25 protein-coding genes are annotated in these 20,092 nt (G+C 63.1%); 8 read left to right on the forward strand and 17 right to left on the reverse strand.

The genetic code is table 11. The annotated features are described in order from the left end of the window. The first annotated feature begins 255 nt into the window (after positions 1-255). The 4 genes from B9A19_RS13565 to B9A19_RS13580 all read left to right on the forward strand — a co-directional run bounded on the left by B9A19_RS13565 (position 256) and on the right by B9A19_RS13580 (position 4,837). Complete coding sequence (locus tag B9A19_RS13565) at positions 256-1,032, forward strand: sterol desaturase family protein (protein ID WP_084091338.1); 777 nt, start codon at positions 256-258, stop codon at positions 1,030-1,032. Next, entirely contained in the window at positions 1,022-1,876 is an 855-nt protein-coding gene (locus B9A19_RS13570; RefSeq protein ID WP_084091339.1) for a fatty acid desaturase, read from the forward strand. The genes B9A19_RS13565 and B9A19_RS13570 overlap by 11 nt, the downstream gene beginning before the upstream one ends. After that, a complete protein-coding gene (locus B9A19_RS13575) occupies positions 1,876-3,759 on the forward strand; it encodes a StlD/DarB family beta-ketosynthase (protein ID WP_084091340.1) in 1,884 nt (627 codons plus the stop codon). Before B9A19_RS13570 ends, B9A19_RS13575 begins: the two co-directional genes overlap by 1 nt. 190 nt (positions 3,760-3,949) lie before the next feature. Beyond that, on the forward strand, positions 3,950-4,837 hold the full coding sequence (locus tag B9A19_RS13580) for a DUF6999 family protein (protein WP_084091341.1): 888 nt from the start codon (positions 3,950-3,952) through the stop codon (positions 4,835-4,837). A gap of 62 nt (positions 4,838-4,899) precedes the next feature. Here B9A19_RS13580 and hisG read toward each other — a convergent pair whose 3' ends face one another. The 14 genes from hisG to B9A19_RS13650 all read right to left on the reverse strand — a co-directional run bounded on the left by hisG (position 4,900) and on the right by B9A19_RS13650 (position 13,785). Next, on the reverse strand, positions 4,900-5,547 hold the full coding sequence (gene hisG / locus B9A19_RS13585; protein ID WP_084091342.1) for an ATP phosphoribosyltransferase: 648 nt from the start codon (positions 5,545-5,547) through the stop codon (positions 4,900-4,902). 5 nt (positions 5,548-5,552) lie between these two features. Continuing rightward, positions 5,553-5,969 (reverse strand): DUF4870 domain-containing protein, encoded by a 417-nt coding sequence (locus tag B9A19_RS13590; protein WP_084091343.1) that lies wholly within the window; start codon positions 5,967-5,969, stop codon positions 5,553-5,555. A gap of 2 nt (positions 5,970-5,971) precedes the next feature. Next, positions 5,972-7,222 (reverse strand): UDP-N-acetylglucosamine 1-carboxyvinyltransferase, encoded by a 1,251-nt coding sequence (gene murA / locus B9A19_RS13595; RefSeq protein ID WP_084091344.1) that lies wholly within the window; start codon positions 7,220-7,222, stop codon positions 5,972-5,974. Positions 7,223-7,298: 76 nt separating this feature from the next. Continuing rightward, on the reverse strand, positions 7,299-7,475 hold the full coding sequence (locus B9A19_RS22610; RefSeq protein ID WP_176216932.1) for a hypothetical protein: 177 nt from the start codon (positions 7,473-7,475) through the stop codon (positions 7,299-7,301). Beyond that, on the reverse strand, positions 7,472-7,711 hold the full coding sequence (locus B9A19_RS13605; RefSeq protein WP_084091346.1) for a BolA family protein: 240 nt from the start codon (positions 7,709-7,711) through the stop codon (positions 7,472-7,474). The genes B9A19_RS22610 and B9A19_RS13605 overlap by 4 nt, the downstream gene beginning before the upstream one ends. Positions 7,712-7,858: 147 nt before the next feature. Continuing rightward, on the reverse strand, positions 7,859-8,614 hold the full coding sequence (locus B9A19_RS13610; protein ID WP_084091347.1) for an ABC transporter permease: 756 nt from the start codon (positions 8,612-8,614) through the stop codon (positions 7,859-7,861). Next, a complete protein-coding gene (locus tag B9A19_RS13615) occupies positions 8,611-9,045 on the reverse strand; it encodes a GNAT family N-acetyltransferase (protein WP_084091348.1) in 435 nt (144 codons plus the stop codon). The genes B9A19_RS13610 and B9A19_RS13615 overlap by 4 nt, the downstream gene beginning before the upstream one ends. Then, the gene (locus B9A19_RS13620) at positions 9,045-9,953 is read right to left on the reverse strand and encodes an ABC transporter ATP-binding protein (protein ID WP_084091349.1); all 909 of its coding nucleotides are present in this window, start codon (positions 9,951-9,953) and stop codon (positions 9,045-9,047) included. The genes B9A19_RS13615 and B9A19_RS13620 overlap by 1 nt, the downstream gene beginning before the upstream one ends. Next, the gene (locus tag B9A19_RS13625; RefSeq protein ID WP_084091350.1) at positions 9,950-10,726 is read right to left on the reverse strand and encodes an MlaA family lipoprotein; all 777 of its coding nucleotides are present in this window, start codon (positions 10,724-10,726) and stop codon (positions 9,950-9,952) included. The genes B9A19_RS13620 and B9A19_RS13625 overlap by 4 nt, the downstream gene beginning before the upstream one ends. A gap of 76 nt (positions 10,727-10,802) precedes the next feature. Further along, entirely contained in the window at positions 10,803-11,069 is a 267-nt protein-coding gene (locus tag B9A19_RS13630) for an STAS domain-containing protein (protein WP_084091351.1), read from the reverse strand. Beyond that, positions 11,066-11,677: an MlaC/ttg2D family ABC transporter substrate-binding protein gene (locus tag B9A19_RS13635; RefSeq protein WP_084091352.1), complete on the reverse strand. Its 612-nt coding sequence runs from the start codon at positions 11,675-11,677 to the stop codon at positions 11,066-11,068. Before B9A19_RS13635 ends, B9A19_RS13630 begins: the two co-directional genes overlap by 4 nt. Positions 11,678-11,679: 2 nt before the next feature. Beyond that, positions 11,680-12,186, reverse strand: coding sequence for an outer membrane lipid asymmetry maintenance protein MlaD (gene mlaD / locus B9A19_RS13640; RefSeq protein ID WP_084091353.1), 507 nt, complete (start codon positions 12,184-12,186; stop codon positions 11,680-11,682). Next, the gene (gene mlaE / locus B9A19_RS13645; RefSeq protein ID WP_373278018.1) at positions 12,186-12,965 is read right to left on the reverse strand and encodes a lipid asymmetry maintenance ABC transporter permease subunit MlaE; all 780 of its coding nucleotides are present in this window, start codon (positions 12,963-12,965) and stop codon (positions 12,186-12,188) included. Before mlaE ends, mlaD begins: the two co-directional genes overlap by 1 nt. Before the next feature lie 7 nt (positions 12,966-12,972). Continuing rightward, entirely contained in the window at positions 12,973-13,785 is an 813-nt protein-coding gene (locus tag B9A19_RS13650) for an ABC transporter ATP-binding protein (protein WP_084091355.1), read from the reverse strand. Between the two features lie 447 nt (positions 13,786-14,232). Here B9A19_RS13650 and B9A19_RS13655 point away from each other — a divergent pair, with 447 nt between their 5' ends. Further along, on the forward strand, positions 14,233-14,856 hold the full coding sequence (locus tag B9A19_RS13655) for a type II secretion system protein (protein WP_176216933.1): 624 nt from the start codon (positions 14,233-14,235) through the stop codon (positions 14,854-14,856). A gap of 291 nt (positions 14,857-15,147) precedes the next feature. Beyond that, the gene (locus B9A19_RS13660) at positions 15,148-16,293 is read left to right on the forward strand and encodes a GNAT family N-acetyltransferase (RefSeq protein ID WP_084091357.1); all 1,146 of its coding nucleotides are present in this window, start codon (positions 15,148-15,150) and stop codon (positions 16,291-16,293) included. A 57-nt stretch (positions 16,294-16,350) separates the two neighbouring features. Here B9A19_RS13660 and grxD read toward each other — a convergent pair whose 3' ends face one another. From grxD to B9A19_RS13675, 3 genes are all read right to left on the reverse strand, one after another. Beyond that, the gene (gene grxD, locus B9A19_RS13665) at positions 16,351-16,677 is read right to left on the reverse strand and encodes a Grx4 family monothiol glutaredoxin (protein ID WP_084091358.1); all 327 of its coding nucleotides are present in this window, start codon (positions 16,675-16,677) and stop codon (positions 16,351-16,353) included. A gap of 94 nt (positions 16,678-16,771) precedes the next feature. Further along, positions 16,772-17,581, reverse strand: coding sequence for a peptide chain release factor N(5)-glutamine methyltransferase (gene prmC / locus B9A19_RS13670; protein ID WP_084091359.1), 810 nt, complete (start codon positions 17,579-17,581; stop codon positions 16,772-16,774). A 50-nt stretch (positions 17,582-17,631) separates the two neighbouring features. Continuing rightward, positions 17,632-18,345: an EAL domain-containing protein gene (locus tag B9A19_RS13675; RefSeq protein WP_084091360.1), complete on the reverse strand. Its 714-nt coding sequence runs from the start codon at positions 18,343-18,345 to the stop codon at positions 17,632-17,634. A gap of 342 nt (positions 18,346-18,687) precedes the next feature. Between B9A19_RS13675 and corA the strand changes: the two genes are divergently transcribed. After that, positions 18,688-19,650, forward strand: a complete 963-nt coding sequence (gene corA / locus B9A19_RS13680; RefSeq protein WP_084091370.1) for a magnesium/cobalt transporter CorA — start codon at positions 18,688-18,690, stop codon at positions 19,648-19,650. A gap of 203 nt (positions 19,651-19,853) precedes the next feature. After that, positions 19,854-20,092, forward strand: a 239-nt coding sequence (locus B9A19_RS13685) for a helix-turn-helix domain-containing protein (RefSeq protein WP_139798831.1), incomplete at its 3' end; no start/stop codon positions are given.

Below are 20,092 nucleotides of genomic sequence, written 5' to 3' on the forward strand. Positions count from 1 at the left end.
GACCAGCGGCGGCAACATGGCTGGCGGGTTGGTGCGGCTTTGGGTAGCGGGATGCCACCGCCACGCGGCGCAACTCGTCATGTACAAGCATATTGAGTCACAATGTCGTCAAGCTGTCGCGAGCCGGTTCGGTTGCAGCCCCTTAATCCGCAGCCGGCGCAAGCATGCCGGCCGCCGCGACGTTCACGGAGATCCTGCCGGAACCGGGTCCGCGTCCAAACCACGGCGGCGGCCCCCTGATTCACGGTGTTTGCCATGCGCGAATTCATCCTTCACAGCCGCTGGTACGAGATCATGCTGGCCGGCCTCGCTTTCTTTGCCGGGCTGTATCTGCTGCTGGGCACGATCAACACGCTGCTGACCCGCCATCTGCTGCCGGCCATCGGCTACGGCGGCGTGCTCGATCCGCGCCCGCTGCTGCCCGGCCAGATCAGGCGCGAGCTGCTGCAATCGGCCTGCTCGATTTTCCTGTTCGGCACCGGCGTGATTTTTCCGTGGGGGCTGCTGCAATGGGGCTGGGCCGGCATCGCGCTTGACCCGCCGTGGTGGCAGACCACGCTGGAAATCATCGTCCTCATCGCCTGGAACGAGGTGCACTTTTACGCCAACCACTGGCTGCTGCACACGCGCTGGCTGCGGCGCTTTCACACCCCGCATCACCGCTCGGTGGTGGTGACGCCGTGGGCGACCTACAGCTTTCACCCGGTCGAGGCCATCCTGCTGGGCAATGTGATCATGCTGCCCATGGTGGTGCATGATTTCAGCGTGGGGGCGCTGCTGGCGCTACCGGTGTTCAGTCTGTTGTTCAACAACATCGGCCACTCCAACTACGACTTCCTGCCCGATGCGCATGCCGACCGCTGGTGGCTGAACGGCGCGCGTCGCCACCATCTGCACCATGCCTGCTTTCGCGGCAACTTCGGCTTCATGTTCCCCTTCATGGACCGGCTGTTCGGCACCGCGCTGCCGCCCGATGCCGCACACAAGCAGCTGGACGGCTGGCGGGCGAGGCACACCGACCATGCTGCGTAGCTGGCGCGATCTGCAATCGCTCATCTACCTGCTTGCGCTGCCGCTACTGGTAGCCTGGCAATGGCGGCGCGGTTTCAGCTGGCTGGCGTATGGCGTGGTGCTGTTCCTCACCCTGGGCGTGGGCGTCATCCACCATAACCATGCCCACTTGCCGATGTGGCGCAGCCGCTGGCTGAACCGGCTGACCGACCTGTACTTGAGCCTGCTGCAGGGCCACCCCGGCTTTGTCTTTCACTGCAGCCACATGGCCAATCACCACCGCTACCGGCAAGGCCCGCAGGACATGACGCGCACCTGGCGCTTTGGCGATCACAACCACTTGGCTGGCTACCTGCTGCACCCATTGCAAGTGCTGCCGGTACTCTATCCGCATTTCGCCGCATGGCTGGCAAGACTGCGCCGGCGCAGCCCGGCGGCATACCGCCGCTGCCTGCTGCAATATGCAGCCGTACTGCTGCCTTGGGGCGCGCTGGCGTGGCTGGACTGGCAAAACTGGCTGCTCTTGGTGTTACTGCCGCAACTGCATGGCCTGCACTGGCTGCTGGCCACCAACTACCTGCAGCATGCGCATGCCGACGGCCATTCACGCTACGACTACGCGCGCAATTTTGCCGGCTGGGTCAACCCGCTGCTGTTCAATATCGGCCTGCACACTGCCCACCACGAACACCCGCACGCGCACTGGTCCACCCTGCCGACCCTGCACGCGCAGCTGCGCCACCGGATCGACCCGCGCCTGCAGGCCGGCGGCCTGCTGCCCTATATGTTCCGTACCTTTCTGCTTGGCCCGCTATTGCCGCGCCACCGCAGCCACAGCTTGATGACGCCCCCGGAGACCCGCTGATGCCCACCCGTTTCGAGCATGTGTATATCGAGGCCGCCGGCTACCACCTGCCCGGCCCGCCGGTCGACAACGACGGCATGGATGCCTATATCGCGCCCATCAACCGTATTTCCGGCCGCATCAAGGCACGCATCCTGGCCGAGAATGGCATTGCCAGCCGCCACTACGCGATTGATGCCGACGGCAATACCGTGCTGTCGCACGCGCGGCTGGCCGCCAATGCGGTCGAAGATTGCCTGCAGCGTGCGCAGGCAACTGCGGCCGATGTCTCGCTGCTGGCCGTTGGCTCATCCGGCGGCGATGCACTGATGCCGGGCTTTGCCGCCATGATCCAGGGCGAGCTGGGCGCACCACCGATGAGTACGCTGTCCAGCCAGGGCATCTGCGCGGCTGGCGTGACCGCACTGGCGCATGCCGCGCAGGGCATAGAACTGGGCGCGCACCGGCAGGCGCTGGTGGTGGCGGCCGAAATGCCGTCGCGCATGTTCAAGCGCAGCCGCTTTGCACCGCGCGGCTACGACAGCGACTTCGACGCCCACTTCCTGCGCTGGATGCTGTCCGACGGCGCCGGCGCGCTGCTGCTGACCGACACGCCCAGCGGCCGCAATGGCGTGCGCCTGAAGCTGAGCTGGGTGCACCAGCAAAGCTTTGCCGGCGACTACCCGGTATGCATGCAGCTGGGGCTGAGCGAGGATCGCAACACCTCCTTCCTCGACTATCCGTCCAGCAGCGAGGCCGAAGCGGCGGGCGCGCTGTCGCTGCGGCAGGACATCCGCCTGCTGCCGCATCTGTTCGACGTATCCATCCACGAATACGTGAAACTGGTCGAGGGCGGCTGGATCAAGTCGGACGAGATTGACCACTTCCTGTGCCATTACTCATCGGCCAAGTTCATCCCGGTGGTGGCCGACCTGCTGGACAAGGCCGGGCTGAGCATCCCGCAGGCGCGCTGGTACAGCAACCTCGCCACGCGCGGCAATACCGGCGCGGCGTCCATCTTCATCATGCTGGCCGAGTTCCTGGATACGCATACGGTGAAGCCGGGCGAGAAAATTTTCTGTTTCATCCCCGAGTCAGGCCGCATCAGCGCCGCCTACATGCTGCTGGAAGTGGAAGCCGCCAACGCACCACAACAGCCGGCACTGCTGCGTGCGGCCCCCAGTACGGCAGCACTGCAGCCTGCCACGATCAGCGCACCGCATGACCCGGCCAGCGCACCGGATGCACTACAACCCTTGCTGACCACGCTGGCCGGCATCTGGCACGACTACCGCTCCAGCGTGTGGCGCAGCCCGGTCATCCACAAGCTGGTGGCAGGCCGCTTTACCCAGGCCGATTACCAGTGCTGGACCGCGCAATGGGTGCCGCAGGTACGCGAAGGCAGCAAGTGGATGCGCGAGGCCGTGGCCTCGCTCACCGGCCCGTATGCCGCGCTGGGCGATCTGATCGAGCTGCACGCCACCGACGAGCAGAACGACTTCATGATCCTGTACCAAGATTATCAGGCTGCCGGCGGCAGCCAGCCGATAGACGCACTGCGGCGCAATCCGGGTGGCGAGGCGCTCAATGCCTATCTGCACGCACTGGCTGCCACCGAGAACCCGCTGGGCCTGCTGGGCGCGATCTACATCATCGAGGGCACCGGCCAGCGCATCGTGCCGGCGCTGCTACCCTTGCTGCGCAAGCAGGTGGACCTGCCCGCCAGCGCCTTCCGTTTTCTGGAATATCATGGCGCCAACGATGAGCATCATCTGGCACGCTGGCTGGCTGCGGTGGAAATCACGCTGGCGCTGGAACCGGCAGCAGGCGATGCGATCCTCGCCACCGCACGCCGCACCGCGCAGCTTTACCTGATGCAGTTCGAGCACATCATCGACGGTTGAAAGCGGCCGAGCATCCAGGCAGACGCAGCGGCGAGCAACAGCGAGGCTCCCTCGCGGCGGCGAGGGCGGGGGGAGCGGAAACAAACAGGGAGTGGCGCAGTTTCGCCCTCAACAGTCGCGGAGCGGCCGGCTGTGCCGGGCGCTTGATAACCGCGATCCATCAGCAACAGTCATACAGGAGCACAATGCAATGAAGAGGTCGCCGGATTTTCTGCAACAGGAGCACGACCCGCGCGACCCCAACCCGTGGCTAGCGCTCTATCTGGACCAGAGCACGCCGCTGCCCGATCATGTGAAGCGCGCCTGGCTGACCGACTCCAGCTCGGTGGCGCGGCAGTTCCTGCTGCCCTTCATCCGCCCGCTGGCGCGCGCCGGCATCATCCTGATCCAGATCATCAAGGTGTTCGTACCGCGCCGCTGGGCCGCCTCGCGTTTCCTGCACTGGATACTGGCCGAGGGGTTGAAGCGCATGGTATCGCCCGAGGCCAACTGGCTGGTGATGCGCCATTTTCACCTCGGCAGCCAGATTCTCGCCTTCATCGCCGCCAATGCGCCGGTGCCGGCCGAGACCTCGCCGCTGCACCCGCTGGTGCTGGACGACCTGAAGGACGACACCTTCCTCAAGCACGACCTGAACCTGTTCAATTTCGTGATCCGGCTCAATCAGGCGCTGCGCTTTGCCGATCAATCGCTGGGGCCGGTGGCAAGGCCGGATTTCAGCATGATCAGCGAACCGCCGCTCGATATTGCCGCCATGCCCGATGGCTGGCTCAACGTGATCGATCTGCAGACTGCCATCGAGTGCTTCACGCCGGTCTACCAGCTGTTCCTGACCGACAACGACTTCTGGCGTGCATCCAACTCGCTGCAGCTGGACGAAACCATTGCCGTTTACGCCGCCACCATCCTGAATGCCCCGCAGCACCTGCTGCTGCTCAACAACAAACACCCGCTGGTGCCGCTGAGCACACTGCGCGCCGGCTACCGGCTGGTGCTGCACGGGCTGTCCACCGAGATGCTGCATGCCTTGCTGATACAGCTGAAGTCCGCGCAACAGGCTGAGGGCACAACAACTTGAAGTGCCGAGGACAATAAAAAACGCCCCGATTCACGGGGCGTTTTTCATTGAGGCATCTTCATTCAACCAGCGTTGGCAGCCACTGTAGCGGCGAATGCATCGAGCATGGGCTGGATGCGGTCGTGCTTGAGCTTGAGCGCAGCCTGATTCACCACCAGACGGCTGGAAATGTCGCGGATATGCTCGACTGCCACCAGCTTGTTGGCCTTGAGCGTGCCACCGGTCGAGACCAGATCGACGATGGCATCCGCCAGGCCCACCAGCGGCGCCAGCTCCATCGAGCCATACAGCTTGATCAGGTCCACGTGCACACCCTTGGCGGCAAAGTGCTCCTGCGCGCTGTGCGTGTACTTGGTGGCCACGCGCAGGCGTGCGCCCTGCTTGACCGCGCCTTCGTAGTCATAACCCTCGCGCACGGCCACCATCAGCTTGCACTTGGCGATTTCCAGGTCCAGCGGCTGATACAGGCCCGCGCCGCCGTGCTCGAGCAGCACGTCCTTGCCGGCAATGCCCAGATCGGCCGCACCGTATTGCACATAGGTCGGCACGTCGGTAGCGCGCACGATGATCAGGCGCACGTCATCGCGGTTGGTGCCGATGATGAGCTTGCGGCTCGATTCCGGGTCTTCGCTCGGCACGACGCCGGCAGCGGCCAGCAGCGGCAGGGTTTCTTCGAAAATACGGCCTTTGGACAGCGCAATGGTAATCATCGGTTTTACTTGAATAGTTTGAGAGTCAGCGGGTATTTGGACTTCCAGCCATTGATGGCCTTGGCGCCTTCCCACAGGCCCAGCGCGGACGACACGATGGCCACCCACAGTTCCAGCAAATGGGTAATGGCCATGGAATTGGTCACCATGCCCAGTGCCAGTGCGACCAGATAAAAGCAGCCCATCAGCAACTGGAAGTTGCTGGCCTGCACCGCGTGCTGCTCGGTGAACTCGGAATGCACGCGCGAGAACTGCAGCACGATGAACGGCACCACCAGCGCCAGTCCGGTGATCGGGATGATGGGCAGCCACAGCACGCCGGCCAGATGCGCGGCCACGGCAAAGAACTTTTCGATCTGCGTGGGCGGCTTGGGCTTGCCGTCATCGTCCTCGGACGCGGGCTTGGGGTTGAGGGTCAGCATGCTCAGGAAATCCGCTCGATTTGCGCACCCACGCCCGACAGCTTGCGCTCGATGTGCTCGTAGCCACGATCAAGGTGGTAAATGCGGTCAACAATGGTTTCACCGCTAGCGATCAGCCCGGCCATCACCAGCGAGGCCGAGGCGCGCAGGTCGGTGGCCATCACGGTGGCGCCAGACAGTGCCGGTACGCCGGTCACGATGGCGGTGTTGCCTTCGGTATTGATGCTGGCGCCCATGCGCACCAGCTCGGGCGCATGCATGAAGCGGTTTTCGAAAATGGTTTCGGTAATCACGCCGGTGCCCTCGGCAATGCAGTTGAGCAGCATGAACTGCGCCTGCATGTCGGTCGGGAAGGCCGGGTAAGGCAAGGTGCGCACGTTGACGGCCTTGGGGCGCTGCTTCATGTCCAGCGAAATCCAGTCGTCGCCGGCTTCGATATAGGCACCGGACTCGCGCAGTTTTTCCAGCACCGCATCGAGGATGTCGGCACGGGTGTTGCGCAGCACGATATGGCCTTGCGCGACGGCAGCAGCCACCAGGAAGGTGCCGGTCTCGATGCGGTCGGCAATGATGGCGTGCTCGGCGCCGTGCAGCTTTTCCACACCCTCGATGGTGATGCGGTCGGTGCCGTGGCCGCTGATCTTCGCGCCCATCTTGATCAGGCATTCGGCCAGATCGACGACTTCCGGCTCGCGCGCGGCGTTTTCGATCACCGTGGTGCCTACGGCCAGCGTAGCTGCCATCAGCAGGTTTTCGGTGCCGGTGACGGTGACCATGTCACAGACAATGCGCGCGCCCTTGAGCTTGCCGCTTGCCTTTACATAGCCATGCTCGATGACGATCTCGGCGCCCATGGCCTGCAGGCCCTTGATGTGCTGGTCGACCGGGCGCGCGCCAATGGCGCAACCGCCGGGCAGCGATACCTGCGCTTCGCCAAAACGCGCCAGGGTCGGGCCGAGCACCAGGATGGACGCACGCATGGTCTTCACCAGATCGTACGGGGCGATCAGGCTGGTGACGTGGTTGGCAGTGATTTCGTATTCATGGACATTGTCGGTCATCACCCGCACGCCCATGCCCTGCAGCAGTTTTTGCGTGGTCTTCACGTCGGCCAGCTGCGGCACATTGGTCAGGCGCAGCGTGTCCGCCGTCAGGAGGCTGGCGCACAGGATGGGCAGCGCGGCATTCTTGGCGCCGGAAATGGTGATTTCGCCGTTCAGTGGCAGGCCGCCGGTGATCTTGAGCTTGTCCATAGTCTCTAAACAAAAATGCCCGCCACAGGGCGGGTGAAGTCAACTGCGCGCATTATCGCGCGATATTGGCCGGTCTTCAGTGGTATTTCCACCAGAGGAAGCCCAGCAGCGCAATCAGCCACGGCAGATTGGTCAGCGCCATCAGCCGGCCGGTACTGGGATCGTGCTTTTGCTCTTGCGCCTGCTGCTTGGCGCGCTCGATGCTGGCGCGCTGCTTGTCGATGGCGTCGAGCTTGAAGCGGTCTTCGCTCACTGCGCCGCCCACTCTGCCGGGGTCAGCGTTTTTTCCAGGCTGAGCGCGTGCAGCTCGCCCGAGTCGATCACGTCTTTCAGCGCGTCCTTGACCAGACGGTGGCGCGCCAGCAGGCCGAGGCCCTCAAAGCGCGGGCTGGCCAGCTTGGCATAGAAATGGTGGCCGTCGCCGCGCACATCGGTGTGCGTGGCATCAAGACGGTCGGTCAACAACTGGGCTACGAATTCGGGGGCCATTGCGTACTTTGTGTAGGTTCAACAAAAAATCGGCCTGTCGAATGAGGCCGCGCAGAAAACGTCGCAGGCAAAGCGCGCGAAGCGCAAACAGTACGTGAGTACGGCAAGCGAGCGCAACGCCGCCAGGGGCGTTTCATGGGCGGCCGCTCAGCGGCGGATTTTGTAGCCGGATTTTATCAGCGAGTAGCTATAGCCGGACAGCGCAATGAAGGTTGCGCCGACGACCGCAAGGCTGAGCCACGGCGAAACGTCGGAAACACCGAAGAATCCGTGGCGGAAACCGTCAATCGCGTAGAACACCGGGTTCCATTGCGACACACCGTACCAGAAAGGCGGCAGCGAGTGGATCGAGTAGAACACGCCGGACAGGAACGTCAGCGGCATGATGAGGAAGTTCTGGAACGCCGCAAGCTGGTCGAATTTCTCGGCCCAGATACCGGCAATCAGCCCCAGCACCGCCATCAGGCCGCTGCCCAGCAGCGCAAACGCCAGCACCCACAGCGGGTTGCCCATCGGCGGCACGGCAAAGAACAAGGTCAGCAACAGCACGCCGGCGCCGACAATCACGCCGCGCACGATGGCTGCCAGCACATAGGCGGCAAAGAACTCGAAGTGCGACAGCGGCGGCAGCAGGATGAACACCAGATTACCGGTGATCTTGGACTGGATCAGGCTGGACGAGGTATTGGCGAAGGCATTCTGCAGCATGCTCATCATCGCCAGACCCGGAATCAGGAAGGCCACATAGCGCACGCCTGGATAGGGCTGCACATGCGCATCAAGCACGTGGGCAAAAATCAGCAGGTAGAGCAGCGCGGTCAGCACCGGCGCCAGCACGGTCTGGAACGATACCTTCCAGAAGCGCAGCAGCTCTTTGTAAAACAGGGTGGAAAATCCGGTCATTTGCCGTCACCGATCTTTTTGTAAAAGCGCAGGCCATTGTTGCTGTAGCCGCGCTGGCGGTAAAAGGCGTGTGCCTCGGGGCGGTGGGTGCCGCTGTTGAGCTGCAGCGCGGTGGCGCCCTGCGCGCGCGCCCAGCGCTCGGCTTCGTCCATCAGCGCCACGCCGATGCCGCGCCCGCGCGCGTTTTCATCGACGACCAGCGCGACGATGCGCACCTGCATGCCGTCCATTTCTATCATCCATGCCTGTGCCAGCAGGACCAGCCCCAGCAGCCGCTCACCCTCTTCGGCCACCAGACAGGCATAGCCACCGGCCCGATCGAGATTCGCCAGGCGCACACGCACGGCGGCTTCGTCGCTGGGGTAGCCCAGATCGGCCAGCAGCGGGCAGATGGCCGCCGCATCACCGTCGCGCACGGCGCGGATCTGCATCACGCCCCCTGCGGCGCGTCGCGCATCATGCTGACGAAGATGTCTTCCAGATCAGGCTTGGCCACTTCGATATCGCGCACGCTGATGCCGGCTGCACGCAAGGCCAGCAGAATATCGGTCAGCGCATCGGGCTCGGACAGCTTGAGCTCGAAGTGGCCATCGCGCTCGGCCACCAGCAAGGGCTGCAGCGCGGCCGGCAGCTCGGCCGGGCGCAGCCGCAAGGTCAGCGAACGCGCCTTGCCTCGGTTCATTAGCGCGTTTTTCTCTTCCAGCGCGATCAGTCTGCCCTGCTTGAGCATGGCAATGCGGTTGCACAGGGCCTCGGCCTCTTCCAGATAGTGCGTGGTCAGCACGATGGTGTGACCATCCTTGTTCAGCCGCTGGATGAAGGCCCACAAGGTCTGGCGCAGTTCGACATCGACGCCGGCAGTCGGCTCATCCAGCACGATGACCGGCGGGCGGTGCACCAGCGCCTGTGCCACCATCACACGGCGCTTCATGCCGCCCGAGAGCGCGCGCATATTGGTATTGGCCTTGGCGGTCAGGCCCAGGTTCTCAAGGATTTCGTCTATCCATGCGCCGTTGTCCTTGAGGCCGAAATAGCCGGACTGGAACTGCAGCGTTTCGCGCACGGTAAAGAAGGGGTCGAACACCAGCTCCTGCGGCACGATGCCGACGGCGCGGCGCGCAGCGCGGTAATCACCGGCCACATCGTGCCCCATCACCTTGACGGCGCCGCTGCTGGCCTGCGTAAGCCCGCCCAGAATGGAAATCAGCGTGGTCTTGCCAGCGCCATTGGGGCCGAGCAGCGCAAAGAAATCCCCCTGCTCGACGGTAAAGCTGACCCCGCCCAGCGCCTCGAAATCACCGAAGCGCTTGATTACGTGATCAAAAACGATGGCGCTCACTTGCTGGCGTCCGTCGCCGTTGTGCCGGTTTTCTGTTCGGTGGCGGCATCCGGCTCGTCGCCCTCATCCAGACCCGGCCCCAGTTGCAGCGGTGCGGGCGGGTTGCCGTCCCACACATCGTTGTAACGCTTTTGCAGCCAGGCATCGCGCAGATAGGCATAGGGGTCGATCTGCGATTCGATCAGCGGATCCAGCGGCAGCACGGCGGCGCGTGCATCCAGTGCGCCGATGGCGGCACGACCGATGCTGACCCCGGTCGATACGTCATAGGTCAGGTCAACCGGATCGAGCAGCGCACGCGAAACCGGGTCGACCACATCGCGCGCCGACGTCGGGCCAAGCAGCGGCAACATCAGGTAAGGCCCGCTGCCCACGCCGAGATGGCCAATGGCCTGCCCCAGGTCTTCGTCGGTTTTCTTCAGCCCCATGCCACTGGCCCAGTCCACCAGGCCGAACATGCCCACACTGGTATTCACCAGCACACGGCCCGCGCTGTGTCCGGCATCGCCAACCTTGCCCTGCAGCAGATTGCCGAAGACCGAGAAAAAGTCGTCGAAATTGGCAAAGAAGTTATGCGTGCCATCCTTCACCGGGCCGGGCGCATAGTTACGGTAGACCTTGGCCACCGGCTTGACGGCAATGCGGTCAACCACGGTATTGAAGGCAAAGATGCCCCGGTTGACCGGCTCGAGCGGGTCGTAATTGTTCTGCGGCGTGGCACAGCCCACCAGCAGGATGGATACGGCGACGGCAGCAAATAGGGTCGGGCGCATGGCGTAGGGAGGAAGGAGGCCGTAAAGCCGTTATTGTAGGAGAAGCCGGGGGCGCGTGGGCAGCCTCTTGGACGGATCAGGCCGCCGCAAACAGCTCGGTCAGCCCGTAAACCTCCAGCAACTGGCGCAAGCCGGTCGGCGCGCCCTGCCAGCGCAGCAAAACGCCGCGCTCGCGCGCGGCGCGCTGCCAGTGCAGCAAGACCGACACCCCGGCCGAATCAACCGCGTCCAGCGCGGCCAGATCAAGCAGCAAGGCCTCGCCTTCGGCCGGCCAGGCAAGCTCACCCAGCCGCGCAGCGGCGGTATCGAAGGTCAGCCGGCCACCGATCTGCAACGTGCTCACTTGTTGGCAGCCTTGCCACTGACATTGGCCTGCGCATTCAGGTCGGACAACTGCTTGATCAGACCGTCGATGCCCTTCTGGCGAATGGCCGAACCGAACTGGTTGCGGTTGTTGACGGTAAAGCTGATGCCGTCCACCGCGATGTCATACACCTTCCAGCTGCCGTTCAGCCTCTCGAAGTAGAACTCGAGCGGGATCACCTTCTGGCCCGGAATGCTCACCTCGGTGCGCACGCTCTGTTCATCCACACTTTCACCCGGGCGGGCGCCGATCACGTTCACCTGCGCATTCTTGTAAATGGTGAGCGCGGACAGATAGGTGCGTACCAGCATCTGGCGGAATTCGCCGGTCAGTTGCTGTTGCTGCTCCGGCGTGGCGCTCTTCCAGTAGCGGCCGACGGCCAGCGCGGTCATGCGCGTGTAGTCGGCGAGCGGCTCGACCTTTTGCGAGACCTGCTCGCGCAGCTTGATCACGTCCTTGTCGTTCTTCTTGATCGCTTCCAGCACGTCTCGGCTGACGTTCTTGACGATCATTTCCGGGGTTTCGGCGCCTGCCAGCGCCAGCGCCGGCAACACCGCCAGCAACAGCATCATGAGCCATTTTTTCATGTTTATTTCTCCAGTGCGTGATTCGATGCCGGCTCGGATGCGCCGCTGCTGCCACCTTCCTGCGCCTTGGAGAACAGGAAGCGGCTGATCAGCTGTTCAAGCACCACGGCCGACGATGTAATGGTGATGCGGCCGCCATCTTCCAGCATGCGGTCATCCGCCCCCGGCTCCAGCCCGATGTACTGCTCGCCCAGCAGGCCGGAGGTGAGGATGGATGCGCTGGTGTCGCGGCTGAACTGATAGCGTTTGTCGATGGCAAACGATACCTTGGCCATATAGGTTTTCGGGTCAAAGGTAATGCCGGTCACACGGCCGATCACCACGCCCGAACTCTTGATCGGCGCACGTGCCTTCAGCCCGCCGATATTTTCGAAATTGGCGCTCAGCGTATAGGTATCGGATGCGACCAGCGTGCTGCTGCTGCTGACCTTGAACGCCAGGAACAGCAGCGCGGCAACGCCCGCCATCACGAACAGCCCCACCCAGAAATCGATCAAGCCGCGTTTCATCAAACACCCCTAAACATGAATGCGGTCAGGAGCACGTCCAGACCGAGAATGACCAGTGCCGACGTCACCACCGTGCGGGTGGTGGCGCCGGATACGCCTTCCGCCGTCGGCGGGGCGTCATAACCTTCAAATACGGCAATCAGCGATACCGCGATGCCGAAAAACACGCTCTTGATCACGCCGTTGATGACGTCAAAGCGCAAATCGACCGAGGCCTGCATTTGCGACCAGAAACTGCCTGAATCCAGCCCCAGCAACTGCACGCCGACCAGATAGCCACCGATGATGCCCATGGCGCTGAACATGGCCGCCAAGAGCGGCATCGAGATCACGCCGCCCCAGAAGCGCGGCGCCACGACGCGGGCGATCGGGTTGACCGCCATCATTTCCATCGCCGACAGTTGCTCGGTAGCCTTCATCAGGCCAATTTCAGCCGTAATGGCCGAGCCGGCACGGCTGGCAAACAGCAGCGCCCCCACCACCGGGCCCAGCTCGCGCACCAGGGAGAGCGCCACCAGAATGCCCAGCGACGACGATGCACCAAAGCGCACCAGCGTGTCGTAGCCCTGCAACGCCAGCACCATGCCGACAAACAGGCCGGATACGCCGATGATCAGCACCGACAACACGCCGGCAAACCAGATCTCGCGCATGGTGAGCGAGAAACGCAGCAGCGCAATCGGCGAATGGCGCAGCACGGCCACGAAGAAGCGCGCGGCAAAGCCCAGCTTGAGCAGCGCATCGGTAAACGGCGCGCCAATACGGCTGATGAGCTTCACGACAGGATTAGCCACGTGCACCCTCCAGGCCAAGTTCGACGCCGAACGGTACGGCAGGCTTGTGGAACGGCACCGGACCGTCCGTTTCGCCATTGATGAATTGCCGCACGAAGGGGTGATCCGACGCGCGAACTTCGTCCGGACTGCCTTGCGCCACGATCACGCCATCCGCGAGGAACACCACCTGGTCGACAATGGCCAGCGATTCGGCCACGTCGTGCGTGACGATGATGGAGGCACCACCGAGCGCATCATTCAGCTCTCGGATTAGCTTGCCGGTGACCGACAGCGATATCGGGTCGAGGCCGGTAAACGGCTCGTCGTACAGCATCAGCAACGGATCAAGCGCAATGGCACGCGCCAGCGCCACGCGGCGCGCCATGCCACCGGACAGCTCGCTGGGCATCAGTTGCGCCGCACCGCGCAGGCCCACGGCCTGCAGCTTCATCAGTACCAGATCGCGAATAATGGATTCAGGCAGGCCGGTGCGCTCGCGCAACGGGAACGCCACATTCTCGAACACCGACAGATCGGTAAACAGCGCGCCAAACTGGAACAGCATCCCCAGCTTGCGACGCAGCCGGTAGAGCGCGGTTTCGCCCAGGCTGCCGACATCTTCGCCATCGACGCGCACATGGCCGGCGCTGGCCTGCAACTGGCCGCCGATCAGGCGCAGCAAGGTGGTCTTGCCCGAGCCCGAACCGCCCATGATGGCCGTGATCTGGCCGCGCCGTACCGTAAAGGAAACGTCGCGCAGCACGTCGGCTTCGCCATAGGCAAAGCGGACACGATCGAGTTCTACGACAGCGTGATCGGACATGGGTGGCCGGCAGTTAGACTGGTGAGTACAAGTTCAAGGTTGCATTCTAAGCTTGCGCCTCCATTACGAACAGCGCGGTATCTCACGCTATGACATTTTCACATTCCCATGTCATGCAGACGACTGGCGCTTGGGGGTTGATTACACAGCGTGTACCAATGAAGGCCGGTTGCTGAAAATTCAGCAATGGCGCGGTCTGCAGTCCGTACCCGCAAACCGCAGCCCGCAGCCCCGACACGCCAGACTGGCTAATTTCAAACCATGCCATCGGCAGGTAACAAAACGTCCGAAGCATCTGGCCTGCCCCAAATACGCAACACCCCGCCCAATCCTGCTACTACGTTTGTCGGCCGCACGGCGACTGCCAGTCAAACATTAGAAATTAATGTTAATCTCATAAAAAAACATGCCAGCGGCCTGCCCCGCAGCCGCGCAAGGAATACAGAGATGAGCAATACCCGCAACAACGGCTTCACCATGATCGAGGTGGCCATCGTTTTCGTCATCATCGGCCTGATCCTGGGCTTGGCCTTCAAGGGGCGCGATCTGATCGCCGGCGCGCGGGTCAAGAACACCTATGCCGGTGCCAGCAAGATCCAGGCGGCCATCGTGTCGTTTCATGAACGACAGGGGCGTTTGCCCGGCGACGGTTGCAATGCAGCGTCACCCGCAACGGCAAGCGCATGCAACGGCCTGCACGATGGCCTGCTGAACACCGCCGCCGAACAGGCCGCGTTCTGGTACGAACTGCAGCAACAACCGGCGCTGCTGTCGGCCAGCGACCGCAACATGCCGCTGGGCCAGCAATGGCATCTGGTCTCGGCCGGCACCAACCTGGGCAGCAACACACCGGCCAACTGGATCGTGGCCGGCCCGGACGGCACCAGTGGCGTCATCGACGTGCGCTACGCCTGCGAGCTGGACAACCTGTACGACGACGGCAACCCCGCCACCGGCAATATCCGCAGCAGCGCCGAGGTGGGCAGCGGCGCCGGCCAGTATCGCCAGGGCGACGATTGCTGGAATCCGGCCAAAGCCGCCATGAAGACGCTGGCATTCCGCCTGTTGTGAGCCCGCCTGTAACGCGATGCCCCTGGGGGTAAGCGGCGTCAAAGAACCCGGGGTTGCCGGGTTTTTGCCCATTTTGAGCAGGCGAAACGCTGCGCCATGAGTTGGTGGCGACGCCCCTGCCACGACGGGCAACAACACGCCCTCTTGACCTGCCCGCCGGGTGGAGCCGATGCCCAATCCCCGCGCTGCAGACGCCAAAACGTGGCGTAGCAACATTGCGTCAGCGGCCCGCGCCCACAGCAGCGCCCGTCACGACACCAAGGCGGCACAAAAAGGCGCTATCCTGCCGCCATGCTGCGCGTCCACACCGATCTGAGCACCCTGCCACCCGCGCAATGGAATGCGCTGGCCGGCGCATCGCCGGTACTCAACCACGCTTTTCTGGCGGCGATGGAGGCCCACGGCTGCGTAGGCCGTGACAGCGGCTGGCAACCCTGCCACATCGCGCTGCACGACGGCGCCGAAGATGGCCCGCTGCGCGGCGCGCTGCCGCTGTACCTCAAGCAGCACTCCTACGGCGAATACGTGTTCGACTGGTCGTGGGCACAGGCCTATCACGAACACGGCCTCGACTATTACCCCAAACTCTTGGGCGCGATTCCGTTTACGCCTGTGCCGGGCGAGCGCCTGCTGGCGGATAGCGATGCCGATCGCAGCCAGCTGATTCAGGGCGCACTGGCACTGGCGCGCGATGTCGAGGCCAGCAGCCTGCACCTGCTGTTCCATCCCCAGCGCGACATTGCACTGCTACAGGACCTGGGCCTGCAGCTGCGCACCCAAATCCAGTTTCACTGGCGCAACCAGGGCTGGGCCGATTTCGATGCCTTCCTCGCGGCGCTCAAGCGCGACAAGCGCAAGAAAATCCGCCAGGAGCGCAACAAGGTGACCGCCGCCGGCATCCGCATCGAACGCAAGGTGGGCCATGCCATCACGGCGGAAGACTGGGCCTTCTTTGCCCGCTGCTACAGCAACACCTATCACGAACACCGTTCCAGCCCCTATCTGAACGAGGGCTTTTTCCGCCAGATCGGCCAGACGCTGCCCGAGGCTTGCCTGCTGATCATGGCCTACCGCAACGACGAGCCGCTGGCGTGTGCGCTCAACCTGATCGGGCCGGGCCGGCTGTATGGCCGCTACTGGGGGGCGGATTGGGAAGCAGGTGGCGGTGGTTTCGAGCCCAATCTGCATTTCGAGCTGTGTTACTACCAGGGGATCGAATTTGCGCTGGAGCGCGGCATCGCCGTGTTCGAGGGCGGCGCACAGGGCGAGCACAAGCAGGCACGCGGCTTTTCACCGGTGATGACGTATTCGGCCCACTGGCTGGCCCACCCGGGCTTTGCGCGTGCGGTAGCCGAATATCTGCGCCGTGAGCGCACGCATATCGAGCGGGCCCATGCAGAGCTACTGGCCCACGAGGCGTTTGGCAACGCTGCCTGAAGCGCAGGCACAAAAAAGCCCCTGCGGTGCAGGGGCTTTGGCACAGGCAAGCCGGAATCAGGCTGCCTTGTAGGCTTCCAGCAGCTTTTGCAGCTCGCCACTGGCATACAGTTCTTTCATGATGTCCGAACCGCCGACGAACTCGCCCTTGATGTAGAGCTGCGGAATGGTCGGCCAGTTGGCATAGTCCTTGATGCCTTGGCGGATATCCGGATCGGCCAGCACGTTGACGGCGGCAAACGGCACGCCGACATTCTTCAAGAGCTGCACCGCACCGGCGGAAAAACCGCACTGCGGAAAGGTCGGAGTACCTTTCATGAAGAGGGCGACCGGGTTTTCGGTCACGATCTGGTGGATTTCCTGCTGGACGTCGCGTTCGCTCATGGGAGTAATGCCTCAATAACCGATTAATTCAGTCGGATATTGTAGCGGCGACTGCGCCCGCCCGACAAGCCATGCTTACGCACGGTAATGCCGCTCAACCCTGCCATTGCCCGCCGCTGACCCGGTCCAGCCCGGCCAGATCGGCCCAGGTCTGCACTTGCGCAAAGCCTGCGGCCGCCAGCAGTGCACGGCTGGCCTCCCCCTGATCATAACCATGCTCGAACAGCAGCCAGCCCTGCGGCAGCAGGTACGCCGGTGCGCCGGCGACGATGCTGCGGATATGCACCAGCCCGTCGCCCTCGTCGGTCAGTGCATTGCGCGGCTCGAAACGCAGATCACCCTGCGCCAGATGCGCATCGTGCTGCTCGATATACGGCGGGTTGGACACGATCACGTCAAAACGCTGGCCGGCCAGCGCGGCAAACCAGTCCGATTGGCGAAAACGCACCTCGGCGCCCAGCACTGCGGCATTGGCGGTGGCCACCACCAGTGCGGTGGGCGAGATATCGACCGCGCTCACCTGCAGATCGGGTCGCTCCAGCTTGATGGTGACCGGAATGCAGCCTGATCCTGTCCCCAGATCAACCAGCTGCGCGCCCTGCCCGGCACGCGCCAGCGCCAGCTCGACCAGCAGTTCGGTGTCCGGGCGCGGAATCAGCACGGCCGGGCTGACCTTGAAATCACGCCCGAAGAACTCGCGCTGCCCCACGAGATAAGCCACCGGCTCGCCAGCGCGGCGGCGTGCTGCCAGCGTATCGAACGCGGCGGCGATGGCGGCATCGGCCTCGTCCTGACCATGCGCAATCAGCCAGGCACGGTTACGGCCGGACACATGGCTGAACAGCACCTGGGCATCGATGCGCTCAAGGCCGGACTGCGCAAGCAGGGTTTGGTAATCAGGCATGGGGCGCAGTGTACCAGCGCCGGGTTGCAGTTTCAGGCTGCGATCCGGACTTAAGGGTGCACGCTATGAAAACAATCGCGGAAGAAGAAGCCCTGCACATAATCGACGCCCAGCTCCATCGCCGCCTGCCAGTGTGCCGGAGTTTCGACCCCCTCCAGGATGGTGGCCTGGCCGTGCTCGCGCGCAAAGCGCACCAGCGTTTGCAGCAGCTTGCGGTAGCCGGGGCTGTGCCAGCGCTCCCACCAATGGCGATCGAACTTGAGGAAATCCATCTGCAACAACACCGGCAGCGACAGCACCGAGGCCGGCGCGCCGATATCATCCAGCGCCAGCCGCACATTGCGCGCGGCAAACGCATCGGCCATGGCCAGGCTTTTGTCGGCATCGGATACCGAGCTGTTCTCGATGATTTCCACCGTCAGCCCGTGGCGTCGGCCAACCAGATCGACCAGCGGGTGCGGCCCCTTGTCCTTGCTGGCGATATGAAAAGTGTCGGGATCGAGATTGATGAACAGTTCGCCGGCCGGAGCTTCGTCGATCTGCAAGCGCTTGAGCGTGTGCTCGACTTGATACAGCGCCAGCGGATGCGCCTCCAGCGCATCGAACACGGCCTGCGGCGGTACTGCCTCACCGCTGGCAGTATAGAAGCGCGCCAGCGCCTCGTGGCCGAATGCCTCGCCGCTTTTGACTTCGACGATGGGCTGATACTCGACGCCGAAACGGCGACTGTGCAGCAATTCGATCAGGATGGCGGGCGAGAGCATCTGTTATGGGTTGGCTACGATGCCGGTTTTTATTGTCGGGCGATGCTAACCGATGCGTCAGCAATGACGGCATGCGGGTAAGCACCTAGTGCCGCTGCGACGGCAGCACTGGCGGGCGCGCATACTGACACGGAAGCACCCCGGCCCGCAGCGCAGAAATACCGTTGCCAGCGCAATCCTGCACTGCCCATGCTGACGCCCGCCTGCGCCGGCGGCAAGCGGCAGCGCCTGCGGTGTTGCATGCACGTCGCCCGGCGTGCGGCGACAGGCACTGCCGGCAACAGCCAGCGCTTGTATAATCGCGCGACTTGCCGGCACGGCATGGTTTCAGCGGAGTTTTACATGCTTGCAGCGTTTGCATTGGCCCACGGCCGTCTTGTTCATTTGCCGGTGCAAACGGCCGCCGATCTGGCCCGGCCCGAGGTGATGTGGGTCGATCTCGTAGACCCCAGCGACGACGAGCGCGCGCTGGTGCAAAGCGTGTTCCGGCTGGAGTTGCCCGAGGACGAAGAGCTGGAGGACATCGAAGAGTCTGCCCGCTGCTATGTGGATGATGCCGGCCTGCACATCAACTCCTACTTCCTGCACCAGAACAGCGAGGGCGCGGACAACGTCACCGTGTCCTTCCTGCTCAATGAAGGCCGGCTATTGACCATGCGCCAGGAAGAACTGGCCGTGTTCCGGCTGTTCCGCCTGCGCGCACGAGTACAGCCGGGTTTTGTCGGCAGTGCCGAAGACATTCTGCTGTCCATCTATGAAGTGGCGGTGGAATACGACGCCGACGTGCTCGAAGGCGTCTACAGCGCGCTGGAAAAAGTCAGCAGCCGCGTGCTGAACCGCGAAACCGAAATGAACGATGCAGCCATGGCTGAGACCGTTGCCGACATCGCGCAGCAAGAGGACGTCAACGGCAAGGTGCGGCTGGATTTGATGGATACGCGCCGCGCACTGTCGTTTTTGCTGCGCTCGCGCGTGATCGGCCGCGAGCAGGAGGGCAATCTGCGCGAGATCCTGCGTGATCTCGAATCCTTGAACAACCACACCGGTTTTCTGTTCGACAAGATCAACTTCCTGATGGACGCGGTGATGGGCCTGATCAACCTGTCGCAGAACAAGATCATCAAGATTTTCTCCATTGCCAGCGTGGTATTCCTGCCGCCGACCATGATTGCCAGCGTTTACGGCATGAACTTCGGCGTGATGCCGGAACTGAAATGGGAGCTGGGCTATCCGTTTGCCATCTTGCTGATGCTGCTGTCGGGCATTGCGCCCTATGTCTTCTTCAAGAAGAAGGGTTGGCTATAAGAACCCGTTATGCCCCTAAATGTTTGATTTTCAAAGACCCGATTCGTACCGCTGACGAGCGTAGCGAGGCTCCCTCGCGGCGGCGAGGTGTATAGACCGGAGACATAGGTAACACCTGTTCGAAGACATGGGTAACACATTGACTTAACTAACACGGTAGCCGCCTCAGGAGCATTGCCGTGCCATGGAAGGATGTGTCACTCATGAATCAACGCAAGGAACTGGTGCTGCTGGCCCTGCAGGAAGGCACCAACCGCCGCGAACTGGCCCGCCGCATGGGCCTCTCGCCCAAGACCCTCTACAAGTGGCTGGCCCGCTATACCGCGCAAGGCGAGGCAGGCCTGCACGATCAAAGCCGACGCCCGCATTCCAGCCCACGGCGCACCGAGCCCGACCTGGAGCAGCGGATCTTGTCGCTACGGGATGATCATCCGGTCTGGGG

Origin of the sequence: Andreprevotia lacus DSM 23236 (genome assembly GCF_900176275.1) — a bacterium.
Classification (GTDB): domain Bacteria; phylum Pseudomonadota; class Gammaproteobacteria; order Burkholderiales; family Chitinibacteraceae; genus Andreprevotia; species Andreprevotia lacus.